At 68.5% G+C, this 24604-nt stretch carries 19 protein-coding genes and 1 pseudogene; 13 read left to right on the top strand and 7 right to left on the bottom strand.

Translation table 11 applies throughout. The features are described 5' to 3' along the window. The first annotated feature begins 237 nt into the window (after positions 1 to 237). From ACQEXA_RS59730 to ACQEXA_RS59690, 9 genes and pseudogenes are all read left to right on the top strand, one after another. Complete coding sequence (locus tag ACQEXA_RS59730; RefSeq protein WP_433135102.1) at positions 238 to 3669, top strand: sigma-70 family RNA polymerase sigma factor; 3432 nt, start codon at positions 238 to 240, stop codon at positions 3667 to 3669. Between the two features lie 54 nt (positions 3670 to 3723). Further along, positions 3724 to 6852 (top strand): helicase-related protein, encoded by a 3129-nt coding sequence (locus ACQEXA_RS59725; protein ID WP_433135101.1) that lies wholly within the window; start codon positions 3724 to 3726, stop codon positions 6850 to 6852. Next, positions 6849 to 8705, top strand: a complete 1857-nt coding sequence (drmB, locus tag ACQEXA_RS59720) for a DrmB family protein (RefSeq protein WP_433135100.1) — start codon at positions 6849 to 6851, stop codon at positions 8703 to 8705. Before ACQEXA_RS59725 ends, drmB begins: the two co-directional genes overlap by 4 nt. Continuing rightward, on the top strand, positions 8702 to 9787 hold the full coding sequence (locus tag ACQEXA_RS59715; RefSeq protein WP_433135099.1) for a DNA helicase: 1086 nt from the start codon (positions 8702 to 8704) through the stop codon (positions 9785 to 9787). The genes drmB and ACQEXA_RS59715 overlap by 4 nt, the downstream gene beginning before the upstream one ends. A 381-nt stretch (positions 9788 to 10168) precedes the next feature. Beyond that, positions 10169 to 12928 (top strand): tetratricopeptide repeat protein, encoded by a 2760-nt coding sequence (locus tag ACQEXA_RS59710; protein WP_433135098.1) that lies wholly within the window; start codon positions 10169 to 10171, stop codon positions 12926 to 12928. 319 nt (positions 12929 to 13247) lie between these two features. Next, positions 13248 to 13658: a DUF6417 family protein gene (locus ACQEXA_RS59705; protein ID WP_433135097.1), complete on the top strand. Its 411-nt coding sequence runs from the start codon at positions 13248 to 13250 to the stop codon at positions 13656 to 13658. Positions 13659 to 13666: 8 nt separating this feature from the next. Then, positions 13667 to 14932, top strand: coding sequence for an IS701 family transposase (locus tag ACQEXA_RS59700; protein ID WP_433128028.1), 1266 nt, complete (start codon positions 13667 to 13669; stop codon positions 14930 to 14932). 473 nt (positions 14933 to 15405) lie between these two features. Beyond that, positions 15406 to 15603 (top strand): annotated as a pseudogene (locus tag ACQEXA_RS59695) (hypothetical protein); the annotation flags it as partial. A gap of 37 nt (positions 15604 to 15640) precedes the next feature. Next, the gene (locus ACQEXA_RS59690; protein WP_433135096.1) at positions 15641 to 16435 is read left to right on the top strand and encodes an IS5 family transposase; all 795 of its coding nucleotides are present in this window, start codon (positions 15641 to 15643) and stop codon (positions 16433 to 16435) included. Here ACQEXA_RS59690 and ACQEXA_RS59685 read toward each other — a convergent pair. Then, the gene (locus ACQEXA_RS59685; protein ID WP_433135520.1) at positions 16383 to 16898 is read right to left on the bottom strand and encodes a hypothetical protein; all 516 of its coding nucleotides are present in this window, start codon (positions 16896 to 16898) and stop codon (positions 16383 to 16385) included. The genes ACQEXA_RS59690 and ACQEXA_RS59685 overlap by 53 nt on opposite strands. Positions 16899 to 17344: 446 nt before the next feature. Continuing rightward, on the bottom strand, positions 17345 to 17632 hold the full coding sequence (locus ACQEXA_RS59680) for a hypothetical protein (protein ID WP_433135095.1): 288 nt from the start codon (positions 17630 to 17632) through the stop codon (positions 17345 to 17347). Positions 17633 to 17680: 48 nt separating this feature from the next. On the opposite strand from ACQEXA_RS59680, the gene ACQEXA_RS59675 reads away from it, so the two are divergent. Beyond that, a complete protein-coding gene (locus tag ACQEXA_RS59675) occupies positions 17681 to 18706 on the top strand; it encodes a nucleotide kinase domain-containing protein (RefSeq protein WP_433135093.1) in 1026 nt (341 codons plus the stop codon). A 49-nt stretch (positions 18707 to 18755) separates the two neighbouring features. On the opposite strand, the gene ACQEXA_RS59670 is transcribed toward ACQEXA_RS59675, so the two are convergent. Genes ACQEXA_RS59670 through ACQEXA_RS59655 form a run of 4 tightly spaced genes read right to left on the bottom strand, consistent with a single transcriptional unit; the run spans position 18756 to position 21168 of the window. Further along, on the bottom strand, positions 18756 to 19547 hold the full coding sequence (locus tag ACQEXA_RS59670) for a hypothetical protein (protein WP_433135091.1): 792 nt from the start codon (positions 19545 to 19547) through the stop codon (positions 18756 to 18758). A gap of 42 nt (positions 19548 to 19589) precedes the next feature. After that, positions 19590 to 20486 (bottom strand): ImmA/IrrE family metallo-endopeptidase, encoded by an 897-nt coding sequence (locus ACQEXA_RS59665; protein ID WP_433135090.1) that lies wholly within the window; start codon positions 20484 to 20486, stop codon positions 19590 to 19592. Beyond that, on the bottom strand, positions 20483 to 20887 hold the full coding sequence (locus tag ACQEXA_RS59660) for a helix-turn-helix domain-containing protein (protein WP_433135089.1): 405 nt from the start codon (positions 20885 to 20887) through the stop codon (positions 20483 to 20485). Before ACQEXA_RS59660 ends, ACQEXA_RS59665 begins: the two co-directional genes overlap by 4 nt. Continuing rightward, positions 20884 to 21168, bottom strand: a complete 285-nt coding sequence (locus ACQEXA_RS59655) for an acyl carrier protein (RefSeq protein ID WP_433135088.1) — start codon at positions 21166 to 21168, stop codon at positions 20884 to 20886. Before ACQEXA_RS59655 ends, ACQEXA_RS59660 begins: the two co-directional genes overlap by 4 nt. Positions 21169 to 21268: 100 nt before the next feature. Here ACQEXA_RS59655 and ACQEXA_RS59650 point away from each other — a divergent pair, with 100 nt between their 5' ends. The 3 genes from ACQEXA_RS59650 to ACQEXA_RS59640 all read left to right on the top strand — a co-directional run bounded on the left by ACQEXA_RS59650 (position 21269) and on the right by ACQEXA_RS59640 (position 23831). Next, a complete protein-coding gene (locus tag ACQEXA_RS59650) occupies positions 21269 to 22147 on the top strand; it encodes a nucleoside triphosphate pyrophosphohydrolase family protein (RefSeq protein WP_433135087.1) in 879 nt (292 codons plus the stop codon). A 105-nt stretch (positions 22148 to 22252) separates the two neighbouring features. Beyond that, positions 22253 to 22738, top strand: a complete 486-nt coding sequence (locus ACQEXA_RS59645) for a hypothetical protein (RefSeq protein ID WP_433135086.1) — start codon at positions 22253 to 22255, stop codon at positions 22736 to 22738. Positions 22739 to 22769: 31 nt separating this feature from the next. After that, a complete protein-coding gene (locus ACQEXA_RS59640; RefSeq protein WP_433135085.1) occupies positions 22770 to 23831 on the top strand; it encodes a serine/threonine-protein kinase in 1062 nt (353 codons plus the stop codon). Here the strand turns inward: ACQEXA_RS59640 and ACQEXA_RS59635 are convergent. Further along, positions 23795 to 24190 (bottom strand): hypothetical protein, encoded by a 396-nt coding sequence (locus ACQEXA_RS59635; protein WP_433135084.1) that lies wholly within the window; start codon positions 24188 to 24190, stop codon positions 23795 to 23797. The genes ACQEXA_RS59640 and ACQEXA_RS59635 overlap by 37 nt on opposite strands. Positions 24191 to 24604 lie beyond the last annotated feature (414 nt).

Genomic DNA, 24604 nt, shown 5'->3' with positions numbered 1-24604 from the left:
CCGCCCCCTGCCCCTTTTTGTCACTGTCCCGCTGCGGGACTGGCCCCCTGCGCATGCCGCAACTCCGCTTGTCAGAGCGGAAAGCGCGGTCCCGAACACCGTACACGAAAAGCGTCAACATTCATAGTTCAACGACCCGTTGACACTGTTAACGCACGACCTCTACGCTCTGGCCGTCTAGTTGGGCCGGGGGGCGACGTGATGGGGCTTGATGCAGCCGGGGGGCAGGGTGCGCGCGTGACGAGGGCTGCGCTGACGGAGCTACTGATTCAGCTCCGCCGGGCCGCGGTAGGCGGCGTCGTGCCACAGGACGTGTTTGAGGCACAGGTGCGCAAGCTCGGGCTCGGCGACAGTGAACGCGAGCGGCTGAGGGGGGAGCTGGCCAGGCTGCGCGTGCCTGTCCAGAAATCGGTGGTGCATGCAAACATCGACACTCCGGATGTGGAAAAGGTTGCATCGAACCGTGAAGGAAATGTGTTTCCCCGACTCGACCGGGTGCTGACCCTGCTCGGCCGCTATGCGGACACCGACGGATACGTGACATCCCGGGCATGTGAAGGCGTGATCCGGCTCGCCGGTCTCGACGCGCGCGAGGCCGCAGCCCTGCGGACGGCGGCCCACGTGCGGGCCGAGGAGGCGGCGGAGACGGCTCAGGAGGGCGCAGGCGCAGTCGAAGACGAGGACCGGCTGACGGACGAGGGCGCTGCGCAGGCCGGGGAGCACGTCGAGGAGGAGTGGGCGGACGGTCCGGAGGGCGAGGCGTTGTCCGAGCCGTCACAAGCGCTGGTTCGGACGGAAAGTGACGTCGCCGCTGCCGTCGCCACCGCCCGGTCCGTACTGGAAGAGGACCGTTTCCGCCGTCGGCCCGAGAAGTACCTGCTGGCGGCCGAGGAGGAGGTCGGCCTCAGCGTGCTCCTCAGGGGCGGCGCTGACACCATGGCAGAGGAGCCCGACAAGGACACGCTGAGCGGTCTGCCGCCGGACGACACCAGGGTCCGCGCGCGGGACTGCCTGGTCCTGCACAATCAGCGACTCGTGCACAAGATGGTGCCGCGCTACCTCGATCAGGGGCTGGACTACGAGGACCTGTTTCAGCACGGAGTGCTGGGTCTGATGACGGCGGCGCGGAAGTTCGACTCGACCAAGGGCTTCAAGTTCTCCACCTACGCGACCTGGTGGATCCGGCAATCGATCAGCCGGGGCATCGCGGACGAAGGATCCCTCATCCGCATCCCCGTCCACATGCACGAGCAGATCCGCAAGGTCGCGCTCGCCGAGCGCACCCTGTATGGCCAGGGCAAGCCGGCGGGAGTCGTCGACATCGCGATCTTCTGTGACATGACGGTGGAAAAGGTGGAGGCCGCCAGACGACTGAGCCGCCGCACCGACTCCCTGGACCGGGTCATCAGCGACGGCGCGACCCTCGGCGACTTCGTGGGGGAGAAGCGCCCCCTGCCTTCGGTGGAGCACGAGGTGCTCAACGCAGACCTGACCGAACAGGTCATGGACGTTGTGGACACGTTTGCCGAGCGCGAGGCCCGCATTCTCATACGACGGCTAGGACTGGACGGAGACGAACCCGCGACGCTGGAAGAGCTCGGGCAGGAGTTCGGCGTGACCCGGGAGCGAATCCGGCAGCTGTACGTCAAGGCGCTGCCCACGCTGAAACACCGCTTGGGCGCGGCAGGCCTCCTGGGAACGGACGCCTCCGAAGAGGACACGGAGCCCGAGGCGGCGCAACCTGAACGGACCATGGCGCGCCCGCAGCATCGAGTGCGGGCCCCTGGCGCCGTGCCGCGTGAAAAGGCGCATGCGGCTGCGTCGGAACGCCAGCCGGAGGCTGCTGCCGCCCCGGCGGAGAAGCAGCATGTGGTGACCGACGAGGGGACGGCGGCGGCCCCGCTTGCGTTGCCCACGGTGCAACCTGAGTTCCCGCACGGCGGCGAGCCGGCCAGCGTGCCTGGCGAGTCGGCTGCCGACGTAGCCGAGCCAGACGTTGACCTGCCCGACGACACGTCCGCCCGGCGGATTCCCGACCTGTCCGCGGAAGCAGACGCTGCCCTGCCGCCTGAGCCAGCGCACGACACACCCGCAAAGCGGGATGTCGGCAGACCCGCCGCGCCAGAGGCTGCCCCGGAGCCGGAGCCGGAGCCGGAGCCGGAGCCGGAGCCGGAGCCGGAGCCGGAGCCGGAGCCGGAGCCGGAGCCGGAGCCGGAGCCGGAGCCGGAGCCGGAGGGTGAGTCGGCGCTGGATGGCGAGGAGGGGACTGTCGCCGGGGTGACCGGCGCCGCCGACTCCCGGCACGACACCGCCGACTGGGACAAGGCGCTCGAGATGTCGCCACGGCCGTTCGGTGCGGGAATGGCCTGGCTCGCCGAGTACGCGCTGTTGGCCGTGGGGCATCCCCAACTGACGGTGCTCCTGGGACCCTCTGCTGCTGACGCCGTGGTTCGAGCCGCGCGGGAGCGAGGCATGCTCGACCGTCCCGTGGTCTCCGCTCTTGAAGTGCTGCAGCGAGTCTTCGATGCACTCAAGGACGCTGGGTGCAGACCCGAGGAGTTTTTCGAGCGGCCTTTTGATGCCTTGGTCGGGGTGCCCCCCAGGGCGTATCTGGCCGCACGGCCCCTGGTGAGCGGTGAGTCGCGTCTGGCGGTACGCGACGCGCTGCGTGAGTTCATGCATGCGCAGGCGGCACTGCACGAGGGCGCATTGCGGCCCGACGGCGCGACCACGTCCGTCGATCCCCGCACGGAAGGCGAGTCTGTGTCGGTGGCTTCGCTTGCGCTGCACATCGAAGCCCGACCCGCACTCCTTGAGGCGGATGCGGTACCGCTGGCTGACGAGTCTGCCGTGGATATAGAAGCGCCGTCAGTGCACGCTGCCACGGAGGCCGCCCCGCAGCCGCCCTCACCGCATTCGCGGCGGGGCACCGACCTGACCCTCGCCGAGGTGCGGGCCGAACATGAGGCCGTCATCGCCCGGCTGAAGCAGGAGCATGAGCGTCGGCTCACCGAGGAGCGGGGTACGGCCGAGGAACGGGTCGAGGCTGCCCGGGTGGATGCCGAGCGTCAGCTCGATGCTCTGGAGCAGGCTCTGCTGCGACGCGTGGACAAGGCATTGGCGCGGCAGGAGCAGCATCTGCGCCGCCAGGCCGAGGAGCGCATCGCCCGACTCCGGGAGGAGCACCGCGAGGCGATCCTCGGGGCGACGCGGCGCGCGGAGCAGGCCACAGAGGAGACCTCCACGGCTGCCGCCCAGAGCATCTCCTGGTGGCAGGCGCGCGCGAACGAGGCACACCAGCAGCGGCGCCGGTACCGCGAGGAGGCAGAGGAGCGCATCGTGGCCCTTGAGACTGCGCTACGGCAGGCCGAGTCACAGCTCGCCGCCCGCGACCGGGCCGTCTACGAGGCTGGGCAGCGCGAAGCGGCCAGCGTGGCGCAGGCCCAGCAACGGGCTGAGGCGGCGGAGCAGTGGGCCCAGGCTCTGGTGGCGGCCGCGCAGCAAGCCGAGGCCGAAGCCGTGGGCGCCGAGAAGCGAGCCGCTGCACGTCTCGCGCAGGCCGAACACGACGCCTGGGTGCGCATCGCCGAGTTGCAGGCACAGCTGGCCACGCTGCAGAGCCCGGCCGCTGGCCGGGCATCCTTGCGGGATCGCTGGCGCCGGTCCTAAAGGGCGAGCCATGCCCCTGTCCTACGTACTTTCCCGATCAGCCCCAGGAGCACCATGGACGCCCGACAGGAACTCGTCGCCTACCTGCACCGGCAACTCGTCGGACCCGCCGTCGGGGAGCGGGAAATTCTCGACGCCCCGCCCGACCGCCAATACCTCATGGGCACGCTGTATCCCCAAGAGGCCGATTTCCAACGCCAGTTGAACCTCGCGGCGGAGGAGCTGGACGGAGACGGTACGGAAGCCGCGGCGGACGACACTGCGCCGTCCACGGACCCGGTTCCCGAGGCCAACTCCTGGCTGCCATCGTCCCTGGGGTTCAGCTTCTACACCGACACGAGCACCGTCATCGTCCGCTGCAGCGGGGCCCACTACGAGACCAAGGCGGCGACCGGTGAACGAGGCCGTCGCTGGGAACGGATCCCGCTTCCCGAGGAAACCCACACACTCGGACCGGACCGTGACCGAGTGCCGGTACTCGACGGCCGGGCCGAGATCCGCGTACGCCGCCGGACGTTCGGCAGGGGACAGCTCATCACCGTCGCCCTGGTGAACATCGCGCATCACGAACAGGCCCTCGGCAAGGCGGCGCAGTGGGACCGGATGCTCTTCCAGGTGGGCCTTCAGGCCCGTCCCGTGGACGGAACCGTTCTGCCGTATCCGAGCATCCGCCTGGCCAGCCGCGACCCGGAGGAGCAGGAACTGCGGCTCCAGTACCGGCACGTACAGACCCACGCCGTCGGACACGGGTGCGCGGTCGAGGAGCAGCGCGACGAGGACTCCGGGCGGGTGAGCGGAGTCAAGGCCGCCGTCATGCCGCAGGCCGAGGTCGCCGGCACCCGGGCCGCGGGCCTCACCGATTCCCCCGTGCTCAACGTGCTGCACCTTGCGGACGCCGCGGTTTCCGTCGACCAGCTCCGTGAAGAACTCGGCGAGTTCGCGGCCCACTACCGCGCCTGGTACGTAGGTCAGCTCAACACGGACATCCCCGAGTGGGGGCGCGAGGCCGCCGACCGGATCCTCCACCGGATCGGCACGGCGGTCGCCCGCATCGAGTCCGGCGTGCGCACGCTCTGCGATCCGCGCCGCCCCGAACTACTCCGCGCGTTCCGTGCCGCGAACCATGCCATGGCCCTGCAGATGCGGCACTCCGCCCGCGACCAGGCCGGCGAGCGGCGCGCCCGCCGTGACCCCGTGCTGCTCGACCCGGAGCCGAGCCCCGATGCGACCTGGCGGCCATTCCAGCTGGCGTTCTTCCTCCTGGCCCTGGACGGTGTGGCCGACCCCCGGCACCCGGACCGCGCCACCACCGACCTGATCTGGTTCCCGACGGGTGGCGGCAAGACGGAGGCATACCTGCTGTTGGCCGCCTTCGTCATGGTCCTGCGCCGCTATGAGCCCGACGGCGGGGGAACCGCCGTCCTCAGCCGCTACACCCTCAGCCTGCTGACCACACAGCAGTTCCAGCGCGCGGCCACCACCGTCTGCGCCCTGGAGACCCTGCGCCGCACGGACCCGGACGCCTATGGCGAGGAACCCTTCTCCATCGGCCTGTGGGTGGGTGAGGCCACCTCCCCGAACACCTACGAGACCGCCCGCGCCACGTTCGACGAGGTACGCGCCGCTGCCCGGCCCGAGGACGTCTTCATCCTGGACCGGTGCCCCTGGTGCGGCACGCGCATACTGCCCGCCCACAAGTCCCCTGACATCACCGACTACGGAGTGCGGGCCACAGCCGACTCCTTCGCCTTCTACTGCCCGCGCGAGGACTGCGCCTTCCATGACGAGCTGCCTGTCGCCGTCGTGGACCAGCAGCTCTACGACCGGCCTCCCACCTTCGTCCTCGGCACCGTGGACAAGTTCGCCCGACTCGCCTGGGAGCCGTGCGCGGGACGGCTGTTCGGCGCCGACACCCGGAACCTGCCGCCCTCGCTCGTCATCCAGGACGAGCTGCACCTGCTCACGGGACCGCTCGGCACCACCGTCGGCCTGTACGAGTCGGCCGTCCTTGGGCTGTGCACCACAGGCGACGGAGTCGGTCCGAAGGTGGTGGCCTCCACGGCGACCATCCGCCGCTCCGGTGAGCAGATCCGCGCCCTGTACGGCAGCGGAGTGCAACTCTTCCCACCCGCCGGACTCGACGCCCGCCACTCCTACTTCGCCGAACCCGACACCTCCAGGCCCGGACGGCTCTACCTCGGCGTGATGGCCCAAGGCCACACGGCGGGCCGTGCCGCCGTGGCCACCACCGCGGCCATGCTCCAGGGCGCCTGGGAACTACCGCTGGAACACCGCGACGCCTACTGGACCCTGGTCGCCTACCACCACAGCCTGCGCGAACTCGGACGCACCGTCACCGCCGCCGCCGACGACATCCCCGCACAGCTAAAAGGCCTCGACTCGGGCTCAGGAATCCGCGAACTGACCGACCAGCAAGTACAGGAGCTGACCAGCAACCTGCCGCGCGCGGAGCAGCCCGTACTCCTCGACCGGCTCGAAAAGCCCTGGGACGATGCGCAGTCGGTGTCCTTCCTGCCCTGCACGAACATGCTGTCCGTCGGCGTCGACGTGAAGAGGCTGGCGCTCATGCTCATGCAGGGCCAGCCCAAGACGACCGCCGAATACATCCAGGCCACCAGCCGCGTCGGCCGGCACACCGTGCCCGGACTCGTCCTCACGTTCTTCAACGCCACCCGCCCACGCGACCGTTCGCACTACGAGACGTTCGACGTGTACCACCGCTCCCTCTACCGGCACGTCGAACCGACCAGTGTGACCCCCTGGTCCGTGCCCTCCCGGCGCCGCGCACTCCACGCCGCGCTCGTCATCCTCGTACGGCATCGCCTCGGCCTGGCCGCGGAGAACCAGGCAGGACACATCCTTGACCGCATTCCTGAAGTGGAAGGACTCATCGAGGAGTTGACGGCACGCGTAGCGACCGCCGGCGAAGCCGTCGCGGCCGACGCCGTACGCAAGGAACTCGGCGAACTCCTCGCCGACTGGGAGGAGGCCGCCCGCGAGGCGCGCAAGGACGGCCGCGAGCTGTACTACCGCAGCCAGGGCAAAGGCCAGTCCAACCTCATCAAGAGCTTCGAGCAGCGCTACGGCCTGTGGGAGACACCCAACTCCATGCGCAACGTCGACCGGGAATGCCAAGTGATGGTGAAGGGAGCGGACCTGTGAGCCGCACACTACGGGTACGTCAGTCGCAGACCGTCCTGCCCTTCGGCGTCGGAGCCGTCTTCGACATCCAGGGCGAGTCCTTCGTAGCCACCGGCATCGGTGACTGGCCACAGCGGGCCAAGCAGCGCGTGGATTCCCCCAGGCTCGCCTCGCGCCTCGGGGTGACCGGCTTCTACGCCGCTCCACCCACCGCCAACGACCGCTACGACATCCCAGATGCCCCCGGCGCGCCCTACATCCGCTTCCCGTCCTGGCTGTTTTGCGGGGCGTGCCGGCGCATGAAGCGCTGGCGCATCGCCGACGAGAAGCCGGGACAGCCACCGCGCTGCCCGTCCTGCTCGCCCGGACGGACGCTGGCACCCATGAGGTTCGTGCAGATCTGCTCCGCCGGTCACCTCGGCGACGTCGACTGGTGGTTTTGGGCCCACTCACGGCGCGAGGCTGCCGAGCGTAGGGAGTGCGGCGAACGGGAAAAGCTACGCTTCCTCGTCTCCGAGCGGGCCTCCGGCCTCGAAGCCCTGTCGGTCTCCTGCGCGGCCAAGGACTGCGGCGCCTCCCGGGATCTGCTCGACATCCTCGGCACACACGGCATGCGCTGCTCCGGACGCAACCCCTGGCAGCGGGCGAACGAAGCGGTGGAGTGCACCAAGCCCGTTCAGATCGTGCAGCGCACCGCGGGCAACCTGTACTACCCCGTGGTGCACTCGGCCCTCGACATCCCGGAGACGGAAAACCCCACGCACCTCGCCGACGAAGAACTCGCAGCCCGTGTGCGCGAGCACGACCTGTGGGTATCCCTGTGCAAGGTGGCCGCAACCCCGCGCGCCGACGTGTTCCGATCGATGATCCAGGACGACACCGGCGCCGACGACGCCCTCCTGGACCTTCTGATCGCCGAGGAGACCGGCCAGACACCAACGATCGCCCCCGGCGCGGCTGCCACGCCCGTGCGTCCCGACCTCAGCCGCGAGGAATGGGCTGCCTTCATGGCGCCCGCCCCACCCGCCACACGTGACTTCGCCCTGCGCGAGACCACGCTCGGTCTCGCCCAGGAGACCACGCAGCCCTGGGCGGGGCTGCACCGCCGCATCGGACGGATCCTGCTCGCCGACCGGCTGCGCGAGGTCCGCGCCCTGTCCGGCTTCACCCGCGTGTCCCCCGACGCCACCGTCGTACCCGCCGACACCACCAGGCGCCTGAAATGGCTCCCTGCCGTCGAGGTCTTCGGCGAAGGCATCTTCCTCACCCTCGACAAGGACGCCCTGAGCAACTGGGAAGCCGACGGGCGGGTACGCCAGCGCGTCGCCGGGATGCGTGCCGACCTCGACCGCGCTTTCCAGAAGGACCGCCTGGAGGCCCTGACCGGGGCGGAGGTGTCCCCCCGGTTCGTCCTGCTGCACACGCTTGCGCACCTCCTCATCCGCCAGCTCTCCTTCGAATCCGGCTACACGACGGCGAGCCTGCGCGAACGGATCTACGCCCGCCCCGAACAGGATCAGTACGGCATCCTCGTCTACACCGCGGCCGGCGACGCCGAGGGCACCCTCGGAGGTCTGGTGCGGCAGGGCGAACCGCCCCGCCTGGCCGAGACGTTGCTGCGCATGACCGAGGCAGCCGCCTGGTGCTCCGCCGACCCGCTGTGCGCCGAACACTCCGGGCAGGGCTTCGGCAACCTCAACCGCGCCGCCTGCCATGCCTGCGCTCTGCTGCCCGAAACCAGCTGCGAGGCTGGCAACACGCTGCTCGACCGCGCCCTCGTCGTGGGCGGCGAGCACGTGCCCGGCTACTTCGAGTCCATCGTCACCGCCGCCCGAGCAGCGGCGGCCGCAGCTGTGGAGCGGCCCACCCCATGACACTCACGTACCTCGACCTCACCCCGCAGCAGCGGGCCGCGCTCGACGACCTCCCGTTCGACGGCAACCACCTGATCAGCGGACCGCCCGGCAGCGGCAAGAGCCTCCTCGCAACTCAGCGTGCCATCATGCTCGCTCTCACCGGCGCCCCGGTCGTCCTGCTCACCCGCTCCAACCTCCTACGCCAGTCACTGGCCGCCGTCATCCACGCACTAGGCCCCGGGGACCGCAGCGTACGCGTCGCCACCGCGCACTCCTGGCTCGCCGAGTGGTACGGACCCAAGGCACCTCGCAGCGAAGACGGCTGGTACGACTGGCCGGCCTTCTACGAACGGGCCGCGGAAACCGAGCCCGATCCGTGCCTGACGCTCGTCGTCGACGAAGGTCAGGACCTGCCACCCGAGTTCTACCGCCTGTGCCGACTGCTGGCGGCCCGCACGACGGTGTACGCCGACGAGTGTCAGCGCCTGACCGACACCAACTCCACCCTCGCGGAGATCGCCCAGCGCCTTGGTGAGTGCACGCGACGCGAGGTCGACGGTAACCACCGCAACACCCGCCAGATCGCCACGTTCGCCGCCCACTTTCACACCGGGGCCGGCCTGCCCCCGCTGCCCGACCGAGACGGCCCCCCGCCGCGCGTGCACCGCCTGCCCGACCGGGGCACCGCCGACCTCCTGATCCTGCTGGCCCAGCAGCACCCAGACCACAGCATCGGTGTGATCGTGAACTCCCAGCACACCCAGTTCTCCCTCCTGGGCACTCTGGGAAGGAAGGCACCCCGCCTCAAGCCACAGCTGTACACCTCCCAGGCGATCAAGGGCCGCTACCGCACACTTGACCTCGGCCGTCCGGGAATCGTCCTGGTCCACCGCGCGAGTGCCAAGGGGCTGGGTTTCGACACGGTCGTCGTACCCGACACGCACACCGACGCGGCCGTCGACCTCACCTCGGCGGCCCTGCGGATGACCTACTACGTCCTGGCGACCCGTGCACGACACGAGCTGCATCTCGCCTACGAGGGACAGACGGAACCTTCGCTGCTGGCCCGGGTAGGACGGCGCGAGTTGCTACGCGGCTGACAGGAGAAGGCCGAGCCGCCCGCCCGATACGCCCGTCACGTTGAGAGGCGGCGGCCGGACAGGGCCGAATTCCGGCGTAGTCGGTTTGTTCACCTTGCTCGGGACCTACGGTCCTTCACGCGGTGGCAACTGGGAGACCCGACGCTGAGTGCGCGGCAACTTCATGCTGCGCAGCGACTCGCTGCGTACGTGCGTGAGCATGACATTGTGCTCGGCCTGATCTGGAGCGCCAGTCGCCGTGCGTGCGGTGGGCTGAGGGTCGCTAACTGCCCGAGGGCCCGCACCTCTGCACGGAGGTTCCTTTTCAAAAATCTTGTGACATCTGTCGTTCTGCCGTCATCGGCCCCGCCAGGCCGTACGTGGAGGGAAGGGGTTGGAAACATGTCGTTGGCGATAGGCCATCTCGTCACCCAGTACCAGGCCTGTGTCACAGCGGCCACCGAGCCGTTCAGTGAGGCAGTGGCGTCCTTGCTGGAGGAGCTGTGTACACAGCTTGGCGAGGCGGCCGACAGCAGTGAGCAGCTGGTCTTCGACGACCCGGCCATCGTCCTCGGTGAACTCGGGCGCGTCCTTGTCTGCATTGCCGACGCGTTCGCCGAGGCTGAGCAATACGACGACGAATTGCTTGCCCGCCGTGTCGCTGTCGACCTTCATGCCGATGCAGGCACCCTGCAGCACACCCGGTACCTGAGCGCCCTGGCTGGCCCGCTGGTCGCTCTCGGTCGCATCGAGGAGGCCCTCGAGGTCCGCAGGGAGGCCTTCGGTGTGCTGTGCGAGCTGGCCATGGAGGATGCCGGCTGCTGGCTGGACGCCGTGGCCGAAGCGGAGGCCTACGCAGATTTGCTGGCTGAGGCCGGAGATCTGGCTGCCGCCGTCACGGTATGCCGGCAGGCCGTCGACGGGCTCGCTCCGCATGCCGCATCGGGGCACGCATGGGCAGCAGTGCCGTATGCCCAGGCGGTGCGGTGGCTGGCCCAGCGCAGCGCCGACGCCGGCGACCCGGTGGCAGCCCTGGCACTGGCCAAGGAGTTGGTTGCCCTGCTCAAGCAGCAGGGTGGTGGACTGGTTGAGGTGGCGGATGCCGTACGCATGGTGGGCCTGCGGCACCAGGAACTGGAACACTGGGATGAGGCGTGTGCGCACCTAGCGGAGGCCATTGAATTCCTCGCTGACGTCGCCGAGAACACCGAATTCTGCCTGCGGCGCGCCGAGCTGCTCGCCGACCTCTCCCGCGTCCAAGCCCACCTGGATGGCGACAGCGCGGTCCAGACCGCCCAGCAGTGCGTCGACCTCTACCGGAGCCTGGTCCGCGAGGACCCCGACCACCTCCCGCGCCTTGCCCTCGCTCTGGTTCAGTTGCACCACCGACTCGCCGAGATGGGACGCCACATCAAAGCGGTGTACGCGGCGCAGGAGGCAGCCGCGCTGTATCGACGACTGAATGCCATAGACGCGGAGTGGACCAGCGAACTCGCCCACGCTCACCTCCACGCTGGCCGGCAACTGGCCCACATCGGCCGCCACGAGCCCGCGCTGGAAGAGACCCAGATGGCGGTCGAGCTGCTGCGCGACCACCCCGGTGACCCGTTCGACCTGGGCCTGGCCCTCAAGGACCTCGGTACGCGACTGCACGACGTGCGGCGCTTGGAGGAGTCCCTGGCCGCGACCGGGGAGGCAGTCGAGACCTTCCGCGTGGCCAGCGAACTCCCCGCCCTCGGTGCCACGCTCTGCAACCTGGCCATAACCCACAATGTCGCCGACCAGGTCGAGGAGACCGTGCGAGCGGCTACCGAGGCTGTCGAGACCTATCAGCGCCTGTACGACGAGGACAGCAACTGGGCCTTCGGCCTCGCCCACGCCCTCGGACTGCTCGGCAGAGCCTTCGAGCGTACCGACCGCTTCGACCAGGCGATCACCGCCACGGAACGTGCAGTCAGCCTCTTGGAACGCCTGGACACCCCGGGCAACGACGACTTCGCCCTGAACCTGGCTGGGATCCTGCACGATCTGAGCCGATACCACGAGGAACAAGGCCGCCTGGAGCGTGCACTGGAACATATGCGCCGCTCCGTCTCCCTGTACGGGGAGCTGACGCAGCGCGACCCCGAACGCTTCCACGGCCAGCTCGCCAGCGCCTGGCTCTCGCTCGGCATCTACCTGGGCCGACTGGGCCAGGCAGAGGAAGCACAGTCCGCCACCGGTTTCGCCGTCGACCTCTACCGGCAAGCCGACGACCGCGAGAGCCTCGCCCTCGCCCTGTCCCAACTCGCCTCCCGCGAGCACGTCCTGGACCACGACGAGGAAAGCACCACTGCCCGTAGTGAGGCCATCGAGCTGTACGAGGAATTCGCCCTGGAGCAACCGGAGCGCCACGGCGCCAACCTCGCCAAGGCATTGGAAGACCTCGCCGCTTACCACTCGGGCAAGCAGGACTACAGCGCGGCACTACCCCTACTGGAACGCGCCGCAGACCTCTGGGAACGCCTCGGCGACCAGGACTACCTCGCCGGAAACCTGCGCAGACGCCTCCTGGTCGAATGCTGCCTCGACCAGGATACCGAGGACACCCTCGAGCGACTCATCGACGCCCAGCAGGACCTGGACCGAACCATCCGTACCCTGGACGCCGCCGTTCAAGAGCTGATCCGCCTGGGCCATCTACCGCCGGCCGAGCAGCTTCTCACCCGGGCATTCGGCTTGTGGGAAATCCACCTGCTCGAACACCCCGACAGCGCCCCGGTGGTGAGGCTGATCCTTCTGGATTCCCGTGCCCTGGTGCTCGCCCGCAACGAGCAGTACACCGAGGCGGTCACTATCCAGGACCAGACCGTGCAGTTGCTCGAGCCGCTCGCCCTCGACAGCCCCGCCGGCTACCTCGGCATCCTGGCCGCCGCCCGGTCCCGGCTTGCCGACTACTTGCGCGCCGCCGACCGGCCGACTGAGGCCCTCGACCATCAGCACCAGGTTGTCTCCGCCTACGAACAACTCGCTGCCAGGGACCCCGGCCATTACCGCCCCGCTCTGGTCTCGTCCCTCCACGACCTCGGTCGCCTGCTGAGCGACCTCGGGCACACCGACGCCGACGCCGTCCTCGCGCGGGCCGCAACGCTCCGCTTGACCCTCGAGCGCGAGGAGGACTGAGATACGGCCTCCGCTGTCGCGAGAACGGTCCCTGAGGCGTACTCGAGGCTCATGCGGTCCGGATTCCATGCGACCCACACCATGCGGATCGACGGCGCTGGCCAGTCGACGATCGTGAGGATCGCCCGGGTTCCGTCCGGCAGGTTGCGGTACTGGATGACTTGCGTCCTTTGCCGTCGGCTTGCTCGGCTGAGCGTGAGGTAGAGGCCGGTGCGGTTGAACTCCACCTCCCCCCTTGCCGGCACCTGGGCCGGAATCGGGAGCGGGACCTCTTCCGCATCACACCAATCGCTCATGCATTCGAAAATAGCGCCGCGTAGTGCTCCTGACGACCCGGCCGCCCCAGGGTTCACCCGAAGGTGGCGTCGGTGGGGTGGGACCTGGAACAGGAACCGGCTTTCTGCGCGCGGCGTACGGTCGATTCCCTCGGGAGGCGCACGATCTGCTGCGCCTGCTGGTGGCAGTCGCCCAGGCCGGCGGGCTGATGTCCCGCGAGGCGGCGCGGCTGGCGCGGGGGATCGCCGCCTGCATCCCCTCGGAGAACTGCCGCATTGCCCGGATGAACCTAGACAGGGGGCCGCACCCGAGGTTCGGGTGCGGCCCTGACGCGTTCCGATGTCTCAACCTTTCCCCGCCCCTTTCAGGAAGGAATAAAGCCGTCGCGATGCGCAGGGATGCCCATAGTAGGACTTTGTTAGCTCGGAAATATTGTGTGCCGGATTTGTGTTGATCTGTTCTGTGACGCCAGAAGAGATCAACGAACTGCGCCCCCGCCTGGAAGCCTTCATCGCCCCGATGCTGGCCGAGCTCCCCCGCGCCGACCAGCGGGAGAAGGGAGAGCTCTACGTCCGGGGCCTGATGATGGATGGGCAACGCAAGTCCATGCAGCCCATGGCCGAACGCCTGGGCGTGGACCACCAGCGCTTGCAGCAGTTCATCTCCTCCTCCACCTGGGACTACACCCGGGTCAGAGCCAACATCGCCACCTGGGCGAGCGGGGCGTTCCCCGTGCGGGCCTGGGTCGTCGACGACACCGGCTTCCTCAAGGACGCCGCCTCCGTCAGCAGTCCCGGAGTGGCCCGGCAGTACACCGGCACCGCGGGCAAGATCACCAACTGCCAGATCGGCGTCAGCGTCAACCTCATCGGCGACACCGCCTCGGCGGCGGCCAACTGGCGCCTGTTCCTGCCCGAGAGCTGGGACCCCGCCCTGATCGACGACCCCGAGCAGGCCGCCCTGGTCCGCACCCGGCGCCGACGCTGCGGCATCGGAGAGGACTTCGGCCACCGGGCCAAGTGGCACCTGGCACTGGACATGCTCGACGAGATGGCCGGGGACTGGGGCCTGCAGCCCCCACCGGTGGTCTGCGACGCCGGCTACGGCGACATCACCTCCTTCCGCCTGGCCCTGGAAGAGCGCGGCCTGGCCTACGTCGCCGCGGTCAAGGCCACCACCAGCGCCCACCCCGGGCAGGCCGTCCCGCAACAGCCCCCCTACGCCGGACGCGGCCCGCGCCCGCGCCCGCGCTACCCACAGGATCCGTCCTCCCTCAAGGAGTTGGCCATGGCTGCCGGGCGAACGGCAGGACACTATGTGACCTGGCGGCACGGCACCCGCACCAGCAGGAGCAACCCTTCCGCCGCGATGCGCTCGCGGTTCCTGGCCCTGCGCGTGCGCCCGGCCAACCGGGACATCCCCCGTGCCGACGACGGCTGTCTGCCCGAGTGCTGGCTGCTGGCCGAATGGCCCCCGGGAGCGGCGGAGCCGACCGACTACTGGCTCTCGAACCTGCCCGTCGGCACTTTGCTGCGCGACCTGGTCCGCCTCGCCAAGATCCGTTGGCGGGTGGAACACGACTACCGGGAACTGAAGTACGGCCTCGGAGTGGACCATTTCGAAGGACGCAACTTCACCGGCTGGCACCGTCACGTGACCATGGCCGCGCTGGCCCAGGCGTTCTGCACAGAGCTGCGGCTGGACCCAAAAGTCCCTGCTCGGGCCTGACGCTGTACGCCGTCCTGAAGGCACTCCAGACCCTTCTGGCGCTGTGGACCGGGATATGCCGAGCTTGCCGCCAACCACTTCTGCGGAACCAGCAACAAGCCCGAGCTCCCACCTAACAAAGCCCTAATAGGGGCGAAGGTGGAGACGGCTACCAACGGGGGCATCGCCCCCCGGGGGGGCGGCGAGGTCAGCCCTGTGACCCTTCGGGATGTAACGATTCTCTGTGGCCGGGGCCGGGTTGTGCGGCCGCGAGTGCCGTTGCGGGGCGCGAGAATCTTGTGTGTGAGCGCTCCAATAAGACTGAGTAAATAACCGCGACGTGGTGGTGCGGGCTTTGGCTGAGGGCTTGGGCCCGCAGCAGACGACGGTGGCCGAGGTGTGCAGCGACGATGTGGTCGTCGTCAGCCCGGTTCAGCGGCCGTCTTGTGAGTGGGTCGTGCAGGCTGTCGGTGGGGGCTGCGACGCTGTTCGCCATGGATGAGCTGGAGTTCCTGCGTGGCCGTGTCTACGGGGCCGACCATGACGATGCCGGACCGCGGCAGGGGCGTACCTACGTGGAGTTGGTGGCGGGCCCGCTGGATGGTCTGCTCCTGGACGTCACGGACTGGCCCGACCACGCTCGAGCCGAAGACGTCGCCCTGCATACGGAGATAGGTCGGTACGGGCCGGGCTGATCATCCAGATCGGGTGCGCCGGTATCCGTCGGACATGACGGACGCAGAGTGGGCGGCCATCCGGCCGTTGCTGCCGGTGCCTGCCTGGCTCCAGGGGCGGGGCGGGCAGCCCGAGGGCTATTGCCACCGCCAGATGCTGGGCGCGATCCGCTACCTGGTCGCGGGCGGGATCTCGTGGCGGGCGATGCCCGCGGACTTCCCCGATTGGGGCCGGGTGTATGCCTTCTTCCGCCGCTGGCGCGAGCACGGGCTGATCGGCGAGTTCCACGACCGACTGCGCGGAAAGGTCCGTGAACGCGAAGGCCGTGAGGCTGAGCCCACGGCAGGGGTCATCGACGCGCAGTCGGTGCGGGCCGCCGCGACGGTGCCGGCCGCCTCACGCGGCTACGACGGCGGGAAGAAGGTGCCGGGCCGCAAGCGGCACATCGTGACCGACACGCTCGGTCTGCTGCTCGTCGTCGCGGTCACCGCCGCGAACATCGGTGACCGGGACGCAGCGGCGGGCCTGCTGAGGCGGCTGCGCCGCCTGCACCGCGACATCACCCTGGTCTGGGCCGACGGCGGCTACACCGGCGACCTGGTCGACTGGTGCCGGCAGAAACTCGCCCTCACCCTTCAGATCGTCAAGCGCACCGACGACATGAAAGGGTTCGTGGTGCTGCCCAGACGCTGGGTAGCAGAGCGCACATTCGCATGGCTGATGAACTCCCGCCGTCTGGCCCGGGATTACGAGACTCTGCCCGCTACCAGCGAGGCGATGATCCGGTGGTCGATGATCACGCGGATGGGCCGGCGTCTGACACGGCCACGGGCCGCTGGCCGGCGCTGAACATCCCAGACGTGTCCTGCACGAGCCACCCGCGCTCCGCCAGGCGCCTGGCCTTCGAGCGCACCCCCTCGACCTTCGCCGGCGTCGTCTGAAGGCCCAACTGAACTGCGATCTCCCTGGCCTTCAGCGGTCCTTGACCCGCCGGGGCCCGCTCCTGCACCACCTCCAGGATCCGCTGGTAGTCCGGCGCCAGCACCGTCACCGGCAGCCCGTCCCGCCACGGCGGCACCGTCGAGCCGGGCACCGGCACCGGTGAGGGCGCCGTTACCTGCTCCGCCCCGGCCTCGGTTACGGCAGTCGTCTCGGCGGCGGAGGCGGCCAACGCCTCGATCAGTTCCTCCCGCGCGATCACCCGCCGGTCCAGCTCGATCTCCGCGACCTCCAACACCTCAGCCAGCCGCGCGGCTTCCTCCCGCAGCCCCTCCACCCGCACCCGGGCAGCCGTCTCCCGCTCCTCCAGCATTCCCAGCACCGACGCCACCGTGCACCCCTCGGCCATCAAGCAGACACAAGACGCCGCATCCCTCCCTCACCCCGAGCGAAAGCATGCCTGAGCAGCAGAAATCAAACGATCACGTTCGGTTGAGATACGGCTTCTAAATGCGCCAGGTGCTGAGCCTCCTGCTGGACTGAGCCCGTCTGGGGCTGCCTGACCACCCGTAGCAAGATTGCTCATGGGCGCCGCCGAGCCATGAAGGCTGCTCATTAATCGACCGAAGCCAATCGGTGCAAGCCGTCTGTGGCAGAGCTTTTTGGACCACACCAGATGGCCCTGGGGCGGGGCAACCAAACAAAGGGCTCGCCAGGTTCCGCAGACCAACGCAGAGTGGCGGCCGGGGTATGACTTTACTGCGTGTTTGGCGTTGACCGGTCACCACCGGCGCTTTGTGCCGGGTCGGATGGCGGGTGTCAGTTCCTGCGGCGGGTACGCCCGGGGGAGCGGACGGGGGGCAGGTCGTCGCGTGTGTTGTCTGCGGTCAGCGCGTCGGCCGGCAGGCGACGGTAGGCGTGAAGGAGTTCGGCTATGAGGTCGGGGCGGGCTTCGACCGCGGTGACGAGGGCGGCCAGGACTTGGGAGCGGGATGTCTGTTCTCCCGCCGCGGCTGCTGCCCGGACGAGGATGCTCAGGCGCGTGTCCACGTCCTCTGGCCACTCGACCAGCGTCTTACGTCGTGGACGTTGCCACAGCAATTCCACGCATCCCCCTCGATGACAACTACCCTATATCGAATATATATTGAGCGCATGGTGATGCTGGTGCAAGAGCGTTCGGCACGTTCTGTCTTAGACGTCCACTCTTCGGGCGTGGTCCGGGTGGCGGGCCGGGCTTTGTCTGTGTCGCCGGTGTTCGGCACCTACTGGCGTTTTGCTGCGGCACGTCAGCAGGTCTACGAGGCGCGTCTGGGTGGGGGGCCGGGGCCTTTCACGGACGATCCGATCCTGCAGCGGCACCGCTTCACCAACTGCTTCCGGGCGGCCGACCGGGTCAGCCAGGACCTGATCGGCGATGTGATCTACCAGGGGGATCAGGCGTGGGAGGAAGTCTTCTTCCGGACCCTGCTGTTCAAGATCTTCAACAAGACCTCGACCTGGCAGCTTCTGACGGGGAAGCTCGGCGAGGTGCGCTGGGACTCCTACGACTACCGGGCGTACGACCGGGTGCTCTCACGCGCGTTCACGGCCGGGCAGCGGCTGTACTCGGCCGCCTACATCGTGCCGCCGCCGCAGCTCGGTGAGCACCGCAAGCATCAGAACCATCTGCGGCTGCTGGAGATGATGATGCGGGCCGGGGCGCCACGGCGGGTGCTGTCCGCGCCGGCGATGCAGGACGCGTACCGGGTGCTGCTGGACTTTCCGGCGATCGGACCGTTCCTGGCCTACCAGTTCGTGACCGACCTCAACTACGCTGCTGAGATGCCGTTTTCGGAGATGGATTTCGTGGTCCCCGGCCCGGGAGCGCGCGACGGGATCCGCAAATGCTTCGGGCCCGCGGCCGACGGCATCGAGGCAGAGATCATCCGCTACATGGCTGATACCCAGGAGGAGCACTTCGCCCGCCTGGGCCTGGCGTTCGCCGGCCTGCGGGGGCGCCGGCTGCAGCTGATCGACTGCCAGAACCTGTTCTGCGAGGTCGACAAGTACGCACGGGTTGCTCATCCGCAGATCGCCGGGATCAGCGGCCGCAGCCGCATCAAACAGACCTACCGGCAGCACGCCGCTCCGATGAGGGCCTGGTTCCCGCCCAAGTGGCAGCTGAACGGGCCTGCCTGACGGGGCAGCGTACTGCTTGCCGGCAGCCACGTGTGGCCTGCGGCGACCATCAGGCCGCGAGTCGGCCGGTGCCGGTCAGCAGCGGCCGCAGCTGCAAGATGGGCCCATCCAGCCTGGCATGTCCGGCCATGACGGTCAGCGTTCCGCAGCCCAGCCCTGCTTGCTGGGAGATGTAGGCCAGCAAGCGGCCCAGGCCGAGATAGTTGCCGTAGGCGCGCTCGAACATGTAGTGGCTGCGGTACAAGGCGGCGGCGTGGACCTGCCCGTCGCGGCCCAGCTGGAACGAGAGATGACTCAGGCACGGAAATCCGCGGTAGCTGTTGTCCTTGCCCGCGGCGTGGACCAAGATCTCCGCCTGGGGCTCGTCCGCTCCGTCCCCGGGGTGAGCTATGTCGATCTCGTAGGCGGCGGCCATCTTCGTCCCGGTCGCCTGGGTCCGCAGCCGGTTGATGACGGTGCCGAGCTGGTCGATCCTGGCTTTTGACGCTCCCGGGTAGTCCACCACGCGGCCGAAGTAGGTGCCGCGCCGGTTGCCCGGGTACCGGGTCAGCACCCGATACATTCCGCGGTAGCGCTCGGCGAGCTCGCCGTGATCAGAGCAGCGTGCCGCCAGGACCGCGGGAAAGAGAGTGCTGGCGACGGTCTCCAGGGGCTCAAGACCGTGTGCTGCCCGCAGCCGGTCCAGCTCCGTGCGGAAGACGGCGTCGTCCTGCAACGGATCGGTAATCCTCACCACGGTGTGCAGGCCCGTGCGCTCGGGGTTGTCCCGGCGGTCCAGCTTGTTACAGGCAGCGATCCAGGCACTGGTGACGTCGCGTTCGGTCACGGCGAAGGTGTGCATCAGTCCTCCCGACCCATACGGTGTGATCACAGAGCCCGACCTTCAGTCGGGCCAGACATCGTTCACCCCGACGCGCGGGGCCTCACGCTTTACCGTCAGCCGCAGCGGGCGGCTCTGCGCATGCACACCGACCTCCACCAGGTGGCGGACGGCCGGTTCCAGTTCGGCGGTGACCACAGCAGCCGTCAGGGGCGATGTGCCGCCGCTGTCCCACACCTCCAGCCCTTTGGGCAGGACTTCGAAGACCGCCTCGTCCAGGTGCAGCACCAGCACATCACCCGCGTCGGCGTGCACGGTCTGCCCGTCCGACGCCCCGGTGACCACGTGTACCTGCGTCTGAGCAGGCAGGGCGGCCCCGCCCGCCAGAGCGGAACGGAGACCGGCAGGCGGGATCTTGGCCCACTGGCTCGCCCGGCTGGAATCCAGCAGCCGGAGATTTTCCAGGTGCCGCACCGTCCCGGCGTAGGACGTGCCCAGCTCGCGGGCCAGCCGGTAGACATGCTCAGGGCTGGAGGGACGGCCGCCGCAGATCCGTCCCAGCGCCGACCGCACTGCGGGCAGAGGCATCAAAAACCATGCGGCGAACGCCTCCGCGGTCTTCTCCTCATCCGGCCAGCTGCCGTTGCCCCAGCGCAGCGCCGGATCGAGCTCCTTATCGGCCGCCGAACGGTGGCCCAGCCGGTGATGCCCCAGTTCGTGCGCCGCGGTGTGCCGCTGCGTGATCACATTCAGCGTGGCGTTCAGCAGCACCGCCGGACCCTTGTCGGCAGGGGAGAAGTACACGCCGAACAGCCGGGGCATCGGCTGCGTCATTCCGATCACACCCGCCTCCTTGATCGCCCGGTGCACGTGCACGTATTGCGTGCGGTCGACGCCGAGATCACGATGTGCCTGGATGGCTGCCATGGAGGCGATCCGGTGAGCCAGCTTCCAGTTCACCGCGTCGTGTCCCCGTCGTCGGTGTCCTGCTCCTCACGCTCCGCCGCCCGCCGCAGGGTCAGATACTCGGCGAACTCCAGAACCGTCTTGGCGTCCCCGTCAGTTAGTTGCGCCAGTGCCCGCGGCAGACCCGCCAACGCGTACTCGCCGGCGTCGGCGTTCTGCTCCTCGGCCAGGAAGTAGGCGACCGGCTGCCGGTACAGGCGTGCCAGCTTCTTCAGCTCCAGGCTGTCCACCCGCCGCTCGCCACGCTCGATGTCACTGATCGCGGAGCGGGGGATGCCGGTCGAGTCCGAGACGAACTGCTGCGACATGTTCAGGTAGTCGCGTGTCTTCTTCAGCCGGTCGCCGAGCCGAACCAGTTCGGGATCACGCACACGGCCGTCGGAGGGAGGGGTCATGACTGCTGCCTTTCAACGATGGCGTCCAGCACCGCCGCGGAGAACGCCCGCACCGAGCGGGTGGCCTGGGCTGCTTCCCGGTCGGCGGGGATGGCGATGCTGTAACGCTCCTCAATACGGGTGAGGATCTCTACGATCAAGAGTGAGTCCACCGGCAACTCGAGTCCGCCCTGCTCCAGTTCCGCCCGGACCTCCTCGGGGGAGGAACCGTCGTACTCTGCCAGTAAGTCGATGATGACCGAGACGATGTCTTCCGTGCTCGGTGCGGGGTCGTTCGGCAACTCTCCCCAATCGTCTGCATTTCCAACGATGTTGTCGTAGCATACGACAAGTGGTCGGGGAAGCCAACAGGGCTGTCCTGAGATCAGGCAGGGGATGAGTATGGACCTCAAGCGCTACCAGCAAGCAGCCGTCAAGACCCTCCAGCCCGCCGCAGACGGCACCGACCCCGTCCTCGTTCCCCTCCTCGGCCTCGCCGGCGAAGTGGGATCCCTCACCACCGCCTACAAGAAGCACCTGCGTGACGGGCCCGCGTTCGAGCAGAGCACGCACCAGTTAAGAGAAGAACTCGGCGACGTCCTGTGGTACATCGCCGCCCTCGCTCACCGCTTCGGCCTCGACCTCGACGACGTCGCCGCCGCCAACCTCGAGAAGACCAAAGACCGCTGGCGCGCCACCCCCAACGACGAACACGCCCCCTTCGACAGCCACTTCCCCGCCCACGAACGCCTGCCCCGCCAGGCCACCCTCACCTTCACCCCCACCAAAGACGACGACGGACGCACCGTCATCGTTCTCACCCAGGAAGACGCAACCCCCGCCGGCGACCCTCTCACCAGCGCCTCCCACATCGAAGACGACTACCGCTTCCACGACGCCTTCCACCTCGCCCACGCCGCAGTCCTCGGCTGGTCGCCCGTCACCCGTTTCCTCCTGGGCCGCAAACGCAAGAGCGACCCCCGCACCGACGAAGCCGAAGACGGCGGCCGCGCCATCGCCATCGAGGAAGGCATCTCAGCCCTCGTCTTCTCCTACGCCGCCCGCCACCGCTACTTCGCCGACATCAAGCACATCGACCACGAACTCCTCACCACCATCGGCCACATGACCGCCCACCTCGAAGTCGGCATCTGCCGCGCCGCCGACTGGGAACAGGCCATACTCACCGGCTACACCGCCTGGCGCCACCTGCGTGACCACAACGGCGGCACAGTCCACCTCGACCTCGACCAGCGCACCCTCACCGTCACCAACGACTGACCGTGCTACCGCACAGTGCCCGGACGACCCGGCGTCCCGCCCGGAACCCGTCCGGCGATCCTCCCTTCACGACCTCGTCGTCGTCCCGTCCGAAAGCAGTGGCACGTGAAAGTCCTCGGCATCGCCGTCAGCTCCGGCGCCCTCCAATACGGCGCACTCCAGCGGGAGACGGGAATCTCCCTGATTCCCGAGGCACCGGAGCGCCTCGGGCAGGCAGACGGCCTCACCGGAAGCGAGCGCACGGCGGACACCTACCGCCGCATCCTCCAGGACATCCGAGTCCTCGCCCCGGACCTCGTCATCCTGGTCGCCACCCGCCGTCACGGCAACTGGCCCTACCGGCAAGCCGCCGAACGGGCAGCCCTGGTCACTCTCGTCCAGCTCGCCTGCCACCAGGACGGTGTCCGCTGCGAGGAATGGAAGACGGAGAAGATCAGCAAACTGATCAGTGTCCCCGCCACGTCCCTGAGCGACGTCGCCCTGGAACACATTGGCGCCACCACCCGCCCCAAATACTGGAACCAGGGCCGCGGTGACGCCTTCGCCGCGGCCCTGGCCGCCCTTCACGAACCCGCCACCGACAGCCAGTGACCTCGAGCGCCGACCGACGGAGAACACGCCAGTGAAAGAGCACGAGAGACAGCTCGTCCTCAACTACGAGTGCCTCCACAGCATGCCGACCAAGATCCACGAAGTGCGCGTGTGGTGGGACTCGGTCCTCCAGAACTGGCTGGTCGGCAAGCGCCTCGACCTGTCCGAGCTCCAGGACGCCGCCGATCTGATCGAACCCCGCGTCATGGAGATGATCAAACACCCCAACATCGTTGACGTCCGTGCCGTAGCCACCGTCCCCGGGTTCCCCCCGCCGATGCGCGTGGTTGAGATCCTCATGCCCTACTTCGAGAAAGGCAGCATCACCGACGCCCTGGAAGCAGGGGAGACGTTCACCCCCACCCAGGCACTGCGGATCACTCAGGCCGCCCTGCAAGGGCTGAGCGAAATGCACGAGCGGCACCACATCCTGCACCGCGACATCAAGAGCCCCAACCTCTTCCTTACCGGCGACGCCGACCTCATCAAAATCGGCGACCTCGGTGTCGCCGGCGCCATGGACGAGACCGGAACGGCTCCATGCGTCCAGGTCGCCCACCCCTGGGCCCCGCCGGAGCTCATGGTGGGCCCCGGCGTCACCCGCTCCTCCGACCTCTACTCACTCGGCGCCGTCCTCCTGGAACTCCTTGCAGGAAAGTTCGACTACGCCTCCTACACGACGACCGAAGTCGTCGATGCTCTCCAGCAAGGACGGCCTCCGCTGCGCGCGAGTGACCGCCGGCTTCCGGTGTGGGTCTGCCGCCGTCTGCGGCAGCTGGTCTTCAAGGCCCTCCACCCCGATCCCGCCCAGCGCTTTGCCACTGCCCGCGAGATGAGCGCAGCTCTTGCAGCCGTCAAGATCGCTGACTGGCGAGAAACCGAGCCCGGCGTCTGGCAGACCCCGCATCTGCGCAAGGACGAGCACTGGAAAGTCACTGCGACTCTCAGCCGGACGGGAGGCATCGATCTGGCCACCTTCCGCCGCAAGTCGGCCTCCTGGCGGCGAAGAGGCGCGACAGAGAATGTCCCGAGCGTGCAGCACGCCAGTGCGCTCAGTTACTTCGAAGAGGTGAACAAGCGCGCGGTCAGCTGATCGACCGCCCTGTCGAGCACATCCTGATCGGTACAGGCCAACGGCACCATGGCCTTGGACTTCTGAACGGTCCCGGAGCGCACCGTGAACCGTGACTCCTGCCCGGTCTCCACTGGCTCGAGAGCACCGATCCGGGCCAGCTCCCACACCTCGCTGCGGACGCGCCGGGCGTTGACTCCACCATCGGTGATCAGCGGTGCGAGAAGCGTCCGCCACTCCTCGCGCCCTGCGCCGACAGAGGATACCCACAACTGCTCGACCAAGACTTCTGCCGCCCATGCGTGCCGAGGCAGGGACCGGCCCGGCAGACGGGCGATGCACAGAGCCAGCAGGGCCCCCTGCGGGGTCACCGTTTCCATGCCACCTCCCGAGTGCCAGCGATGGACAGCCCTCAAGCGTCTGGACGTCGCCAGGGTGCCGGAGCACGCACCGGGGCGCAAGAACCAGAACCGTCCACCAGGGCGCGAGCGTGCGGACGCGACATCGGCCGACAGCGGGCTCGTGGCCTGCGGGATGCCATGGGGGCATGGCCAGCCAAGAACCATTCCCGCTTTACGCTGTAAACACTGGCGCTTCCGTCGGCGGTCGACTTGTGAATCCACGGCAGGGCGGCAGTCCTGCGACCCGGCCGGGACAGAGAAAACCCGCCTGAACGCCCACTCGTCGGCCGCAGCCCTCCGTGGCCAGCGCAGTGGCAGGATCACCCAGGTGGCGAAAGACGAAGCGGTGAGCGGCCACCCTAGAAGCGCCACCAGAGAAGCCCGTCACAGCAC

The sequence above is a fragment of the Streptomyces sp. CA-106110 genome, from assembly GCF_050936285.1.
In the GTDB taxonomy this organism is placed as follows: domain Bacteria; phylum Actinomycetota; class Actinomycetes; order Streptomycetales; family Streptomycetaceae; genus Streptomyces.
The sequence above is the reverse complement of the archived record's forward strand: the minus strand, read 5'-3'. Positions and strand labels throughout refer to the sequence as shown.